Source organism: Arenibaculum pallidiluteum (genome assembly GCF_017355985.1).
GTDB classification, from domain to species: Bacteria; Pseudomonadota; Alphaproteobacteria; order Azospirillales; family Azospirillaceae; genus Arenibaculum; species Arenibaculum pallidiluteum.
On record NZ_JAFIQU010000005.1, the window covers coordinates 319,599 to 334,170 of the forward strand.

Consider the following 14,572-nt stretch of genomic DNA (forward strand, 5'->3'; position numbering starts at 1 on the left):
AGAAGTCACGAACGCGTGACGGCCGCCGAAATGCTATGCTGCCGTCATGAGCGAGCCGCGCGACATGCAGGATGGATACTGGCGCGAGGAGGTGCACGCGCCCGCCGAGTTGAAGCCCGCGGATGCGGGAACGCCCGCGACGGCAGCGCGGCGAGCCTACAGGCCCTGGCACCCCGATACCGTGATCGTTGCGGGCGCATCGGGCATCGCGCTGCTGCTCGCCTTCATCGCGGCGCTGAGCGCACCGGCTCCCGACCGTGCGCCGCCCCTGCCGGTCCGCGCGGCGCCGGCTGCGGTCTCCGCCTTACCGTCGAGCCCGACGGCCACGCCGGTTCCGGCCAGCACGGCGAAGCCGCCGCCGGCCACCGCCGCCGATAGCGTGGCAGTGCCGGGCCCCCTGGACCGGGAGGGCATTCGCGAGATCCAGCGGCGCCTTCGCGAGCGCGGCTTCGATGCGGGCACTCCGGACGGCTTCGCCGGGCCGAGGACCCGTGCCGCCATCGAGGCGTTCGAGCGCGCTTCCGGACTGCCCGTGACCGGCGAGCCCAGCGCGGCGCTGCTGCGCCGGCTGGGCTCCGTTCCTGAGGCGGCTCCCGTCAGGAACGGCCGATGATCCGGAAGGTCAGGTCCCCGTTGTAGTACATGGCGGCCCGCCCGGGCTGCACCTCCGGCCGCCCGGAGCGCGCGAAAGTCACCGTGTCGCCGTCGGCGTCGAAGGTCCTGCCGTTCACCCTGACATACGGGACGAATAGGTTGCGGTCACCCCGGCGCTTGGTGTCGTTGGTGTAGCGCACCGTGATGCGCTCGATGGCGTCCTCGTCCAGGTCGACGGCGAAGACGTGGTGCACGAGGGCGCGGGTGTCGGCGGTCGCCGTTCCGACCGTGCGCCCATTCACGACCAGGTCGAATTTCGGCCAAGCCTCGTCGGCCGGGGTTCCCATGGCGGCGACGACGATCTCGGCGCGCCGCGGCGCCTCGGCCTCGACCGGACCCGCGGAGGCGAGCTGGACCGGCGGCGCCTCGTGCCGCACGACGGGGATCTCGCCCGGGCCGGCGGCACAACCTCCGGTCAGGGCGACGAGCAGATAGGCGGCATTCCGTATGGCCTTGGGCATGGTCTCCTCGCTCCTTCGACGCGGCCTGGCGAAGGAAAGGGTAGCCTGGGCTTGCCCCGGTGGTGGAAACGGCGGAAGTCGATCCTCCGGAAGGTCGCTGTGACAGAAAAGAGGCACCACGCGGCGGTTGAATCCGTCCCGGCCGGCTGAGCGGCATCGGTGCGAGGGATTAGCGCTTTTCCCGAGCCCGTGCCCTTCGGGCGCCATGCCCTGTTGGACGGAGGGCAAAAGAACTCGGGGTGGCATGATGCTGTGGCGTGACCGGAGGCAGAGCGAGAACGTGCAGGACCTGCGGGGCGCCGCCCCAAGGGGCGGCGGCTTCGGCCGCGGCGGCCTGGTCGGCGGCGGGCTCGGCGGCGTCGCCGTCCTTCTGATCGCGCTGTTCTTCGGCGTCGATCCGTCGATCCTGCTCGACGAGACGGGCTACGGGGATCCACGGCAGGGGAGCGGCTACGACACCGGGGCGCCATACGGCTACACGGCGCCCCAGCACGGCCGCAGCGCTTCCGACGATGAGCTGAAGACGTTCGTCGCCACCGTGCTGGCCGATACCGAGGACACCTGGAATCGGGTCTTCCGGGACCAGCTCGGCCGAGAGTACCGAGAGCCGACGCTCGTCCTGTTCACGGGCGCGGTCAATTCTGGCTGCGGCGCCGCGCAGGCCGCCATGGGGCCATTCTACTGCCCGCTCGACGAGCGCATCTACATCGACCTTGGCTTCTACCGGGACCTGCGGGACCGGTTCGGGGCCCCCGGCGACTTCGCCCAGGCCTATGTCCTGGCCCACGAGGTCGGGCACCATGTCCAGAACCTGCTGGGCATCTCGGACGAGATCCAGGCCGCGCGGCGTCGCGCCTCGCCCGGGGAGGGGAATGCGCTTTCGGTGAGGCTGGAGCTCCAGGCCGACTGCCTCGCCGGGTTCTGGGGCGATGCGGCACGGCGCGCCGGCACGCTGGAGCCCGGCGATGTCGAGGAGGCGATCACCGCGGCCTCGGCGGTCGGCGACGATCGCATCCAGCGGCAGGCGCGCGGGACGGTCGACCCCGAGAGCTTCACCCATGGCAGCGCACGCCAGCGCGCCGAATGGTTCCTGAGGGGCTATCGCACCGGCGACCTCCGCGCCTGCGACACCTTCGGCGAGGCGACGGCCGAGCGCTAGAGCCAGGATCCGGAATCGTGGCGCGGCGCCGGCTGCGGCAGGCTAGAATGCCCGGCTCCTGGGTGCCGCGCATCCGGGTGGCCCATTCCGGCGGGGAACCGCGATGCAGCAGCAGGTTTCGGTCATCACCCTGGGCGTGGGCGACCTGGCAAGCTCGCGGCGCTTCTACTGCGAGGGCTTCGGCTGGAGCCCGGTTTTCGAGAATGCGGAGATCGTGTTCTACCAGATGAACGGCTTCGTCCTGGGCACCTGGCTCGAGTCGGCGCTGGCGGCGGACAGCGGCCGTGCGGCGATCCATCGACCTGGAGCCCATGCGCTTGCGCACAACGTTCCTGCGCGCGCCGACGTGCAGCCGGCTATGGACCGGCTGCTCCGGGCAGGCGGCCGCCTGCTGAAGGCGCCCGCGGAGCCGGCCCATGGAGGCTTCGCGGGCTATGTCGCGGATCCCGACGACCACGCATGGGAGATCGCCTGGAATCCGAGATGGTCCATCGCGCCGGACGGGCGAGTGACATTCGGCACCTGAGGGGCCGGCACATGAGATGCCGGCCATGCAGTCGTGCTCAGTTTCCGAAGACCGTGTTCAGCTGGCTCGAGACGCGGACGAAGGTCGTGCGCTTTGGCACCTCCTTCAGCTTCGTGGCGCCGATATAGGTCATCATGCTGCGCACGCCGCCCATGATCTCCTGCATGGTGTCCGCGACGGGGCCGCGATAGGGAACCTCGACAGTCTTTCCTTCCGAGGCACGGTATCGGGCGACGCCGCCCGCGTACTTGCGCATCGCCGTATCCGAGGACATGCCGTAGAAGGTCATGGCGACCGGAACGCGCTCGCCTTCCCGCTCCTCGTAGCGGATGTCGCCCTCGCACTCGTCATGGCCGGCCAGCATGCCGCCGAGCATGACCCAGTCGGCGCCCGCGCCATAGGCCTTGCTGACGTCGCCCGGGACCGTGCAGCCGCCATCCGCGCAGACCCATCCCTTCAGCCCGTGGGCCGCGTCGGCGCATTCGATGATCGCCGAAAGCTGCGGATAGCCGACACCCGTCATCTTGCGCGTGGTGCAGACCGAGCCCGGGCCGATTCCGACCTTCACGATGTCGGCGCCGGCAAGCACGAGGGCCTCGGTCATGTCGCCCGTGACCACGTTGCCCGCCATGATCACGGCCTCGGGGTTCCCCTCGCGGACGCGCTGGACGAAATCGACGAAGAGCTCGGTGTAGCCGTTGGCGACGTCCAGGCAGATCCTGGTGACCGGCACCTGGCGGCGCACCGCCTCGTACTTCTCGTAGTCGGCCTCGGTAGTGCCCATGGAATAGAAGGCATTGGCCGAGGCCTCCTCGGCGAAGAAGGCGGCCAGGTCCTCGGCGCGGTAGTGCTTGTGAAGCGCCGTCATGGCCCCGAAGCCGGCAAGCGCGCGGGCCATCCCCATGGTGCCGATGACGTCCATGTTGGCGGCGATCAGCGGGAAGCCCGACCATTCGGAGCCCGAATGCAGGAAACGGAAGCCGCGGGTCACGTCCACCGCGCTGCGCGAGCGCAGCGTGCTGCGCTTGGGACGGATCAGCACGTCCTTGAAATCGAGCTTCAGGTCGCTTTCGATGATCATGGAAGAGGTCCTTGGGAACGCGTCGGAGGCCCGGCCTGACAAAGGCCGGACCGAGCCCCCTCAATTTGGCAGGCCCGGGCTGGACCGCAAGGCGCGCCGCGCAGCCGCAGCCGGGCAGCCCTGTCCCAAGTATTCCGCCGCCCGGCGGGTGGCCTGGAATCAGGTTCTCCGCCGCCCGGCGGGTGGCCTGGAATCAGGTTCTCCGCCGCCCGGCGGGTGGCCTGGAATCAGGTTCTCCGCCGCCCGGCGGGCGGCCTGGGATCAGGTTCTCCGCCGCCCGGCGGGCGGCGGAGGCGGCGGTGCCTGGATCGCGGTCCACTGGGGATCCACGATCTCCGCGATCTGGAAGCGGTCCCGGTGGAGCCGGACATCGGCGGTCGGCCGGCCGAACAGGTAGCCCTGGCCGAAGCGGCAGCCGATCGCGCGCATGGCGTTGGCCTGCTCGCGCGTCTCTATCTGCTCGGCGATCAGCTCGGCCCCGAGATCGAGGGCCAGCCGCGCGGCCGCCTGGAGCGCCGCCCGATCGCGGCGGTCATGCGCTGCGTTGCGGACCAGCGCGCCGTCGAGCTTGACGTAGTCGCACTGCAGCGCACGCAGCGTCTGGAATGACGTCGTGCCCGAGCCGACGTCGTCCAGGCAGATCTTGAAGCCGCGGTCCCTGAGGGCCGAGACCACCTTCGTCATCTGGTCGAAATCCGCGATGCTGGCGGTTTCGGTGATCTCGACCAGCAGTTGCCGCGCGGAGGCGGGGGCCGCGTCCACGACGCGGAAGAACTGCTCCAGGAAGAGGCCGCTGCCCAGCGACTTTGCCGAGAGGTTGATCGCCACCGGCGGGCGCCATCCGGCCTTGGCATGCTCCTCCAGCGTCTCCAGGACTTTGCCCGTCATCACCAGGTCGAAGTCGTTGGCGAGCCCGCTCTCCTCGGTGAAGCGCATCCAATCGCCGATGGACGAGACGCCCGAGATCCGTGCCAGCGCCTCCAGGTGGTGGGCCTCACCATTGTCCATCTGAATGATGGGCTGGTAGACGACCTCGACCTTGCGCTCGTCCAGGACCTGCCGCGCCTGGACGACGAGCTTCGAGGCCTCCGACAGCAATGCGGATGCGCCGTCCTGCAGCGAGCGGATCGAGAAGTCCCGCGGCCCCGAATCCACGAAGCGCCGGATGGAATAGGCCAGCGCCCGCGCCGCATCCGCCTCGGAAAGGCCCGGGGTCGCGAAGGACAGGCTGATGCTCTGCGGGCGCCCCTCGACGGATTCCTCGGCCAGGATCTCCGCGATCCGGGTCTTCACGTCGGGCTCGCTGACCCCCGGCGCGCGGATCAGGCCGAACTTCCCCGTGCCGAGGTCGCCTACCGCGTCCCCGCCCGCGGAGATCGAGCGGAGATAGGAACCGATCCGCCGGGCGACGGGACCGACCGCCTCGGGGCCGTGGCGGGTGGCGAGCCGGGACAGTCCCTCGACCACCAGCAGTGTCAGCCCCTCGTCCAGCCCCGTGCGGCCAGAGACGTCGAGATGCGCCTGGGCGACTGCGGCAAAGGATTCGCGCGTGTGAAGCCCGTTGGCGCCCAAGGGGCGCTGCTGCACGGCCGAGGGGGCGAGGATGAGGCCGAGATGGATCCTGTCGGGTATGCCGTCGATGGTCTGGCCACCCAGCAGGAACTCCGTCGTGGACGCGTTCAGCGTGCGCAGGGAGACGCGGACCAGATCCGTGGTGACCCGCTTCACGAAGCGCCGCAGCAGGTTCTCGACGTATTCGCGCTCGGCCGCGGTGCAGAGGTCCAGAACGTTTCCTCCGACCAGGGCGTCCGTGTGCGGGGCAAGGCCGCAGGCGGCGCCGGCCGCGTAGGTGATGGTGCCGTCGGGCCGGATCTCCAGGAGAAGGTGCGCGGTGCTGAAGGCGAAGGCGACGAAGCGGTCGCGGTCGCGGCGGAGACGCTCGTCGGCAGTGTGCATGACCAGATCCAGATGGCTCCTCGCGTCGGAAGTATGAGGCCGTCCGATCGATTTCGCCAGTCTTCGGAACGTCAGTCGGAGGTCACACCGGCGGCCGGCGCGCGCGAGAAAAGGTAGGGGACGAAGCTGCGCAGGTCCTGGTCGACCGTCAGCTTGCTGCCGAAGGGCGGGAAGGCCCGCTGCTGGCAGTCCGTGCGCTCGCAGACTCGGCAGCTCACGCCGATAGGAACCGCCGCGGTGGGATCGTCGAGGTCCAGCCCCGTCGCGTAGACGAGCTCGGGCGCGTAGGCCGCCTCGCAGCCGAGGCCGATCGCGAAGTGCCGGGTCGGCCGCAGATAGGCGCCGCCGGGCTTGGTCACCGTGCGGGCGATGCAGATGTAGTCGACGCCGTCGGGCATGCGCGCCCTCTGGACCAGGATCTTGCCGGGCTGGGCGAAGGCCTCGTGCACGTTCCAGAGCGGGCATGCCCCTCCGAAGCGCGCGAACTGGAAGCGGGTCGCGCTGTGGCGCTTCGTGATGTTGCCCGCGGGGTCGACGCGGACGAAGTAGAAGGGAACGCCCCGTGCGCCCGGGCGCTGAAGCGTGCTGAGGCGGTGGCAGACCTGCTCGAAACTGACCCCGAAGCGGTTCTGCAGACGCTCCACGTCGTGGCGCAGCGCCCGGGCCTCCGCCGCGAAGGCGCGGTAAGGCATCACGAGGGCGCCCGCGAAGTAGTTGGCGAGGCCGACGCGGCAGATGGATCGCGCATCCTCGGAGGTGAACTTGGCCTCGGCGACGAGGCGGTCGATGGTGTCGCGCTGGTCCAGCAGCGCGATCTGGTGCGCGAGCTGGAAGGTCCGGGCGGGCCCGTCGAGCAGCGCCGAGATCCGCAGCGTCCCGCTCGGCGCATCGAAGCTGCGCATGGCGGTGCCGGCCTCCTCGTCGGGGACGAGGCGCACGCGCACGTCGTGCCGTTCCTTCAGGTGGCGCACGAGGTCGGCCTGCATGTCGCCGATCCGGAGATCCGCGCGCGCGGCCAGCAGCTCCGCCGCTTCGTCGAGCGGCCCCACGTAGTTGTTGCAGTAATGGAAATAGTCACGGACCTCCTCGTAGGGGAACTGCGTTCCCGCCGGGGACGGACCACCCTCGCGGGAGTTCAGCGTGTCCGCCAGCGACTGCAGCCGCTCCTGGAGCTTCTGGTAGGCCTGGTGCAGCACCAGCACCCGGCGGGCGAGCTCGGGCGAGGCCGATACCGCATTCTTCAGTTCGGCCGTGCCGGGCGGCGGCCCCGCGAAGAAGGGGTCGGCCAGCGCCTCGCGCAGGTCGGAGACCAGGCGCGCCTCGGCGTCCTCGACGAAGGAGGTCAGGTCGACCTCATAGAGCGCGGAGATCCGCAGCAGCACGGCCAGCGTCAGCGGCCGCTGATTGTTCTCGATCTGGTTGAGATAGGAGGGCGAGACCTCCAGCAGCTTCGCCAGGGCGGCCTGGGTCAGGCCCTTCTGCTCGCGCAGGCGGCGCAGCTTGTAGCCCAGGAACAGCTTCTTCTGCATGGGAAGTTCCGCGTCTTCGCAAAATTCGCAAATTGTTATCACGTGTCGCAGCGATCTTCGCAACTTTGCTCTTTTCGGCCCGCGGGCCGATTGCCAGCCCGTCCGCGGTGTCAATACAGTGCAGCCGGCCGGGACAAGCCCCGGCCAGGCAAGCGGAAGGCGAGGCATGCAGGAGATCCTTGCGAAGCTCGAGGAGAAGCGCGCGGCGGCCAAGCTCGGCGGCGGCGAGCGACGGATCGCGGCGCAGCACGCCAAGGGCAAGCTGACGGCGCGCGAGCGGCTCGACGTGCTGCTCGACGAAGGGTCCTTCGAGGAATGGGACATGTTCGTCGAGCATCGCAGCGCGGATTTCGGAATGGCCGAGCAGAAGGTGCCCGGAGATGGCGTGGTGACCGGCCACGGCACCATCAATGGGCGGCCCGTCTTCGTCTTCTCCCAGGACTTCACCGTCTTCGGCGGCTCGCTGTCCGAGGCGCATGCCGAGAAGATCTGCAAGGTCATGGACCAGGCCATGAAGGTCGGCGCGCCGGTGATCGGCCTGAACGACAGCGGCGGAGCGCGCATCCAGGAGGGCGTCGCCTCGCTCGGCGGCTATGCCGAGGTCTTCCAGCGCAACGTGATGGCCTCGGGCGTCGTGCCGCAGATCTCGATGATCATGGGCCCCTGCGCCGGCGGCGCCGTCTACTCGCCGGCCATGACGGACTTCATCTTCATGGTGAAGGACAGCTCATACATGTTCGTCACCGGGCCCGACGTGGTGAAGACCGTGACGCACGAGGTCGTGACCGCCGAGGAACTCGGCGGGGCCGCGACGCACACCGCGAGGTCGGGCGTGGCCGACCTCGCCTTCGAGAACGACCTGGAGGCGCTGCTCGAGCTCCGGCGCCTCTTCGATTTCCTTCCACTGTCGAACCGTGAGAAGCCGCCGAGCCGTCTGTGCACGGACCCGCTCGACCGCCAGGACTTCTCGCTGGACACGCTGGTGCCCGCGAACCCGAACAAGCCCTACGACATGAAGGAGCTGATCCTGAAGGTCGCCGACGAGGGCGAGTTCTTCGAGCTCCAGCCGGACTATGCCCGCAACATCATCACGGGCTTCGGGCGCATGGGCGGCTCGACGGTCGGCTTTGTCGCGAACCAGCCCATGGTGCTGGCCGGCTGCCTGGACATCCAGAGCGCCATCAAGGCGGCCCGGTTCGTGCGCTTCTGCGACGCGTTCAACATACCCATCGTGACCTTCGTGGACGTTCCCGGCTTCCTTCCGGGCACCGCGCAGGAGTTCAACGGCATCATCAAGCACGGTGCGAAGCTGCTCTTCGCCTATGCCGAGGCCACCGTTCCGAAGATCACGGTGATTACGCGCAAGGCCTATGGCGGGGCGTACGACGTGATGGCCTCCAAGCACCTGCGCGGCGACGTGAACTACGCCTGGCCCACCGCCGAGATCGCGGTGATGGGACCGAAGGGGGCGGTGGAGATCATCTTCCGCGCCGACATGGGGGACGAGGCCAAGATCGCCGCGCGCACCGAGGAGTATCGAGAGAAATTCGCGAACCCCTTCGTGGCGGCATCCCGCGGCTATCTCGACGACGTGATCATGCCGCACGGCACGCGCCGGCGCATCTGCCGCGCGCTTGCGATGCTGCGGAACAAGCAGCTCCAGAACCCCTGGAAGAAGCACGACAACATTCCGCTCTGAGGCGTCCGCGATGTTCGAGAAGATCCTGATCGCCAACCGCGGCGAGATCGCCTGCCGGGTCATCAAGACCGCGCGCCGCATGGGCATCAAGACGGTCGCGGTCTATTCCGAGGCCGATGCCGGCGCCCTGCACGTGGTGATGGCCGACGAGGCCGTCGCCATCGGGCCGTCACCCTCGGCGCAGAGCTACCTCGTCATCGACGCCATCGTCGAGGCCTGCCGCCGCACCGGGGCCCAGGCCGTGCATCCCGGCTACGGCTTCCTGTCCGAAAAGGCCGATTTCTGCCGCGCACTCGAGGCGGCCGGAATCGCCTTCATCGGCCCCGGCCCGGATGCCATCGGCGCCATGGGCGACAAGATCGAGTCCAAGAAGCTCGCCCATGCGGCCAAAGTTTCGACCGTTCCGGGCTTCCTCGGCACCATCGCCGACGAGGAGGAGGCCGTCCGGATCGCGCGGGACATCGGCTATCCCGTCATGATCAAGGCCTCGGCCGGCGGCGGCGGCAAGGGCATGCGCATCGCCCGGGACGATGCCGAGGCGCGCGAGGGCTTCCGCTCCGCCCGGTCGGAGGCGCGCTCCTCCTTCGCCGACGACCGGGTCTTCGTCGAGAAATACGTGACGCAGCCGCGCCACATCGAAATCCAGGTGCTGGCGGATTCCCACGGCAACACCGTGTATCTCGGCGAGCGCGAGTGCTCGATCCAGCGCCGGCACCAGAAGGTCATCGAGGAGGCGCCGAGCCCCTTCCTGGACGCGGCGACCCGCCGCGCCATGGGCGAGCAGGCCGTGGCGCTCGCCAAGGCCGTCGGCTACCGGTCCGCCGGCACCGTCGAGTTCATCGTCGATGCCGATCGCAACTTCTATTTTCTGGAGATGAACACCCGCCTGCAGGTCGAGCATCCCGTGACCGAGATGATCACCGGCCTGGACCTCGTGGAGTGGATGATCCGCATCGCCGCGGGCGAGCGGCTGCCCTTCAGCCAGGAGGATGTGAAGCTCGAAGGCTGGGCGATCGAGGCACGGATCTACGCCGAGGATCCCGTCAGGAACTTCCTGCCATCGACGGGCCGCCTGACCCGCTATCGCCCGCCGGCGGAGGCGTCCGGCGTGCGTGTCGACACCGGCGTCTTCGAGGGTGGCGAGATCTCGATGTTCTACGATCCCATGATCGCGAAGCTGGTCGCCCACGGCAGCTCGCGCGGCCAGGCGATCGAGCGGATGCAGGGCGCGCTGGACCGGTTCGTGATCGGCGGGGTCGCCCACAACATCCCGTTCCTCGCGGCGCTGCTGGGCCATCGGCGCTTCGCCGCGGGCGAGCTGACGACGAACTTCATCGCCGAGGAGTTCCCCCAGGGCTTCCACGGCCGGGAGACCGGCGGCGCCGAGAACCTGCGCCTGGCCGCGCTGGCCGTCATGCTGCAGCACCGGATGGCCGAGCGCCAGCGGACCATCAGCGGCCAGATCCCCGGCCAGGATGCCGTGCGCCGTCACGACCGCTGGACCGCCCTGGTGGGTGGGGAGCGCCACGACTGCCAAATACAGCCGGGCCAAGCGGGCGGCGACTTCCTTGTCGAGGTGGACGGGAGCCGGCTCGCGGTCGCGGGTCCGTGGGAGCCCGGCCAGATCCTGTGGACGGGCGCCATCGATGGTGAGACCTTGGCCGTCCAGATCGAGCGGCGCGGCATCGGCTGGCGGCTGACCCATGGTGGCGCCATACTGGATGTCGTGGTATTGGCGCCGCGGGCTGCGGCGCTGGCAGGACACATGCCGGTCAAGCAGCCGCCCGACATGTCGAAGTACCTGCTTTCGCCGATGCCGGGGCTGCTGACCCGGCTATCGGTGGAGGCGGACCAGGAGGTCAAGGCCGGGCAGGAGCTTGCCATCGTGGAAGCCATGAAGATGGAGAACATCCTGCGCGCCGAGGCCGACGGAAAGGTCGCCCGCATCCATGCCCAGCCCGGCGCCTCGCTCGCCGTGGACCAGATCATCATCGAATTCGCCTGAAGGAAGATCCCCTATGTCCGCTCAGTCCCTGACCGCCCGTCCCGCGACGCTGCTCGACGCGGTGATGCCCGAGCGGGGCCTCGCCCGCGCCGCCCTGCTGGCCGTCTTCGGCAGCGTGCTGCTCGCCGTCTCGGCCAAGGTGCAGGTGCCGTTCCAGCCCGTTCCCATGACCATGCAGACGCTGGTCGTGCTGGCGCTCGGAATGGCCTATGGCAGCCGTCTCGGCGCTGCCACCGTCGCCCTCTACCTCGCCCAGGGGCTGGCGGGCCTGCCGGTCTTCGCCGGTCCGCTCGCGGGTCCGGCCTATTTCGCAGGCCCGACCGCGGGCTTCCTGCTGGGCTTCGTGATGGCGGCGGCGCTGGTCGGCCTGCTGGCCGAGCGCGGCTGGGACCGCCACTGGGCCTCGGCCCTCGCCGCCATGGCGATCGGCCACGTCGTGCTGTTCGTTCCGGGCGTCGCCTGGCTCTCCCTGGCGACCGGCCTGGAAAAGGCGATCGCGCTCGGCGTGACGCCCTTCGTCGCGGCCACGCTCCTGAAGACGGCGCTCGGCTGCGCCCTCATGCAGGCGGCCTGGCACGTGGTCGCGCGCCGGTCGGCCTGACCGCCCCGCCTGTTGGAACGCGCCTCTCCCCCTTCGCGGGGGAGAGGGCTTCGCCGAGGACAGAATGGACGAGTTGATCGCAGGATTCCGGAAGTTCCGGGAAACGCGTTTTCGGACCGAATCCGCCCGCTTCCGCCGGCTTGTCCAGCGGGGCCAGTCGCCGAAGGCCCTGGTGCTTGCCTGCTGCGACTCCCGGGTCGACCCGCAGATGGTCTTCTCGGCCGGCCCGGGCGACCTGTTCGTGGTCCGCAACGTCGCGAACCTGGTGCCGCCCTACCAGCCGACGGCGGAATATCACGGCACCAGCGCCGCGATCGAGTTCGGGGTGCGTGGGCTCGGCGTGCGCCACATCATCGTGATGGGCCATAGCCAGTGCGGCGGCATCCACTCGCTGCTGACGAACGGGGTGGAGCAGGGCGACTTCGTCGGGCCCTGGATGGCGATCGCCGAGGAGGCGCGCACGGCCTGTGCGGGGCATCCGCCCGATGAGGCCCAGCGCATGGGCGAGTTCGAGGGCATCCGCATCTCGCTGCGCAACCTGATGACCTTCCCCTGGATCCGCGAGCGGGTCGAGGCGGGGACGCTGAACCTCGAAGGCTGCCTGTTCGACATCATGAACGGCGAGCTGCTGATGCTCGACCATGCGACGGGAGCCTTCGGGCCGATCCCGGCCGGGGACCGCGCCGCGGCGCGTGCCCGGTAGACCGAAGCCTCGGGGGGGGACCCATGACCGATTTCCCGAAGAAGACGCTGGCCGACTGGGAAGCCCTGGCCACGAAGGACACGGGCGGGACTGGGCCAGACGGGCTGGTCTGGCAGACGCCCGAGGGCATCGCCATCAAGCCGCTCTACACCGCAGCGGACCTCGAGGGGCTCGAGACCGAGACGCTGCCGGGCTTCCCGCCCTTCCTGCGCGGTCCCCGGGCCACCATGTACGCCCACCGGCCCTGGACGATCCGGCAGTATGCCGGCTTCTCGACGGCCGAGGAGTCCAATGCCTTCTACAAGGCGAACCTGAAGGCCGGTCAGATGGGCCTGTCTGTCGCCTTCGACCTGGCGACCCACCGTGGCTATGACAGCGACCATCCGCGGGTGGTCGGCGACGTGGGCAAGGCCGGCGTCGCCATCGACAGCGTCGAGGACATGAAGATCCTGTTCGACGGGATCCCGCTCGACCGCATGTCGGTGTCCATGACCATGAACGGGGCGGTGCTGCCGGTGCTGGCCGGGTACATCGTCGCCGCCGAGGAGCAGGGCGTCTCCCAGGACAAGCTCTCGGGGACTATCCAGAACGACATCCTCAAGGAGTTCATGGTCCGCAACACCTACATCTACCCGCCCGGGCCCAGCATGCGGATCGTGGCCGACATCATCGAGCACACGGCCCGGAACATGCCGCGATTCAACTCGATCTCGATCTCCGGCTACCACATGCAGGAGGCCGGGGCGACGGCGGTTCAGGAGCTCGCCTTCACGCTGGCGGACGGGCTGGAATACGTCCGGGCCGCCCTGTCCAAGGGGCTGAAGGTCGACGAGTTCGCGCCGCGGCTGAGCTTCTTCTTCGCGATCGGCATGAACTTCTTCATGGAGATCGCGAAGCTGCGTGCGGCACGGCTTCTGTGGGCGCGGCTGATGCAGAAGGAGTTCCAGCCCAGGGACCCGCGCTCGCTGGCGCTCCGGACCCACTGCCAGACCTCCGGCGTGTCGCTGACCGAGCAGGACCCCTACAACAACGTGATCCGCACCACGGTCGAGGCCATGGCCGCCGTGCTGGGGGGCACGCAGTCGCTGCACACCAATGCCTTCGACGAGGCGCTCGGCCTGCCGACGCCCTTCTCGGCGCGGATCGCCCGCAACACCCAGCTCATCCTGGCCGAGGAGACCGGCATCCCGCGCGTGATCGATCCGCTGGGCGGGTCCTGGTACGTCGAGAGCCTGACTCATTCCCTCGCGGCCCATGCCCAGTCGCTGATCGACGAGGTCGAAGGCATGGGCGGCATGACCAGGGCCGTGGAGAGCGGCCTGCCGAAGCTGCGGATCGAGGAGGCCGCCGCCCGCAAGCAGGCGCGCATCGATCGTGCCGAGGAGGTCGTGGTCGGCGTCAACAAGTACCGGGTCGAGAATCCGGAGAAGGTCGACGTCCTCGACATCGACAACACGCGCGTGCGCGAGCAGCAGATCCGCCGCCTGCAGGAGGTCCGCGCGAAGCGCGACGGGAAGGAGGTCGAGGCGGCGCTCGCGGCGCTGAGGCAGGCGGCGGCAGGCGGCCAGGGCAATCTCCTGGAGCTGTCGATCCGGGCCACGAGGGTTCGCGCCACGGTGGGCGAGATTTCGGAGGCGCTGGAGGCCGAGTTCACGCGCCATCGCGCGGTGATCCGCTCGGTGTCCGGCGTCTATGGCGCAGCCTATGAGGGCGACGAGGGGTTCCAGCGGATCCGGCGCGAGGTCGAGGCCTTCGCCGAGTCCGAGGGGCGCCGGCCACGCATCCTCGTCGTGAAGATGGGCCAGGACGGGCACGACCGTGGTGCCAAGGTGATCGCGACCGCCTTCGCCGACATCGGCTTCGACGTGGATGTGGGCCCGCTGTTCCAGACGCCCGAGGAGGCGGCCCGCCAGGCCGTCGAGAACGACGTCCACGTGATCGGCGTGTCGAGCCAGGCCGCGGGCCACAAGACGCTGGTGCCGCAGCTGATCGCGGCGCTGAAGACGCAGGGGGCCGACGACATCCTCGTGGTCTGTGGCGGCGTCATCCCGCCGCAGGACTACGAGTACCTGAGCAGGGCCGGCGTCGCGGGCATCTTCGGCCCCGGAACCAACATTCCACAGGCCGCCAGCCGCATTCTGGAGCTGGTCCGTGGACGGCGCGAGACCGCGGCCTGAGGCCCGACTCGGTCGACCGAA

12 protein-coding genes are annotated in these 14,572 nt (G+C 69.4%); 8 read left to right on the forward strand and 4 right to left on the reverse strand.

Annotated elements, in window-relative coordinates:
- Positions 1 to 46: 46 nt before the first annotated feature.
- Positions 47 to 613 (forward strand): peptidoglycan-binding domain-containing protein, encoded by a 567-nt coding sequence (locus JUB13_RS13485; protein ID WP_207479693.1) that lies wholly within the window; start codon positions 47 to 49, stop codon positions 611 to 613.
- On the opposite strand, the gene JUB13_RS13490 is transcribed toward JUB13_RS13485, so the two are convergent.
- Positions 597 to 1,115 (reverse strand): carbohydrate-binding domain-containing protein, encoded by a 519-nt coding sequence (locus tag JUB13_RS13490; RefSeq protein WP_207479696.1) that lies wholly within the window; start codon positions 1,113 to 1,115, stop codon positions 597 to 599. The genes JUB13_RS13485 and JUB13_RS13490 overlap by 17 nt on opposite strands.
- A gap of 244 nt (positions 1,116 to 1,359) precedes the next feature.
- Between JUB13_RS13490 and ypfJ the strand changes: the two genes are divergently transcribed.
- Together ypfJ and JUB13_RS13500 are read left to right on the forward strand one after the other, a co-directional pair.
- Positions 1,360 to 2,274, forward strand: coding sequence for a KPN_02809 family neutral zinc metallopeptidase (gene ypfJ / locus JUB13_RS13495; RefSeq protein WP_236024925.1), 915 nt, complete (start codon positions 1,360 to 1,362; stop codon positions 2,272 to 2,274).
- A gap of 103 nt (positions 2,275 to 2,377) precedes the next feature.
- Positions 2,378 to 2,800, forward strand: a complete 423-nt coding sequence (locus tag JUB13_RS13500; protein WP_207479699.1) for a VOC family protein — start codon at positions 2,378 to 2,380, stop codon at positions 2,798 to 2,800.
- Between the two features lie 37 nt (positions 2,801 to 2,837).
- Here JUB13_RS13500 and JUB13_RS13505 read toward each other — a convergent pair whose 3' ends face one another.
- The 3 genes from JUB13_RS13505 to JUB13_RS13515 all read right to left on the reverse strand — a co-directional run bounded on the left by JUB13_RS13505 (position 2,838) and on the right by JUB13_RS13515 (position 7,366).
- Complete coding sequence (locus tag JUB13_RS13505; RefSeq protein WP_207479701.1) at positions 2,838 to 3,881, reverse strand: GMP reductase; 1,044 nt, start codon at positions 3,879 to 3,881, stop codon at positions 2,838 to 2,840.
- Positions 3,882 to 4,142: 261 nt separating this feature from the next.
- A complete protein-coding gene (locus tag JUB13_RS13510; RefSeq protein WP_207479703.1) occupies positions 4,143 to 5,837 on the reverse strand; it encodes an EAL domain-containing protein in 1,695 nt (564 codons plus the stop codon).
- Positions 5,838 to 5,908: 71 nt separating this feature from the next.
- The gene (locus JUB13_RS13515) at positions 5,909 to 7,366 is read right to left on the reverse strand and encodes a helix-turn-helix domain-containing protein (protein ID WP_207479705.1); all 1,458 of its coding nucleotides are present in this window, start codon (positions 7,364 to 7,366) and stop codon (positions 5,909 to 5,911) included.
- A 166-nt stretch (positions 7,367 to 7,532) separates the two neighbouring features.
- Between JUB13_RS13515 and JUB13_RS13520 the strand changes: the two genes are divergently transcribed.
- From JUB13_RS13520 to scpA, 5 genes are all read left to right on the forward strand, one after another.
- Positions 7,533 to 9,065: an acyl-CoA carboxylase subunit beta gene (locus tag JUB13_RS13520; RefSeq protein ID WP_207479707.1), complete on the forward strand. Its 1,533-nt coding sequence runs from the start codon at positions 7,533 to 7,535 to the stop codon at positions 9,063 to 9,065.
- A 10-nt stretch (positions 9,066 to 9,075) separates the two neighbouring features.
- Entirely contained in the window at positions 9,076 to 11,070 is a 1,995-nt protein-coding gene (gene accC / locus JUB13_RS13525; protein WP_207479709.1) for an acetyl-CoA carboxylase biotin carboxylase subunit, read from the forward strand.
- A 13-nt stretch (positions 11,071 to 11,083) separates the two neighbouring features.
- Positions 11,084 to 11,671, forward strand: coding sequence for a biotin transporter BioY (locus JUB13_RS13530; RefSeq protein ID WP_207479711.1), 588 nt, complete (start codon positions 11,084 to 11,086; stop codon positions 11,669 to 11,671).
- 64 nt (positions 11,672 to 11,735) lie between these two features.
- Positions 11,736 to 12,374 (forward strand): carbonic anhydrase, encoded by a 639-nt coding sequence (locus JUB13_RS13535; RefSeq protein ID WP_207479713.1) that lies wholly within the window; start codon positions 11,736 to 11,738, stop codon positions 12,372 to 12,374.
- Between the two features lie 23 nt (positions 12,375 to 12,397).
- The gene (gene scpA, locus JUB13_RS13540) at positions 12,398 to 14,551 is read left to right on the forward strand and encodes a methylmalonyl-CoA mutase (RefSeq protein WP_207479715.1); all 2,154 of its coding nucleotides are present in this window, start codon (positions 12,398 to 12,400) and stop codon (positions 14,549 to 14,551) included.
- Positions 14,552 to 14,572 lie beyond the last annotated feature (21 nt).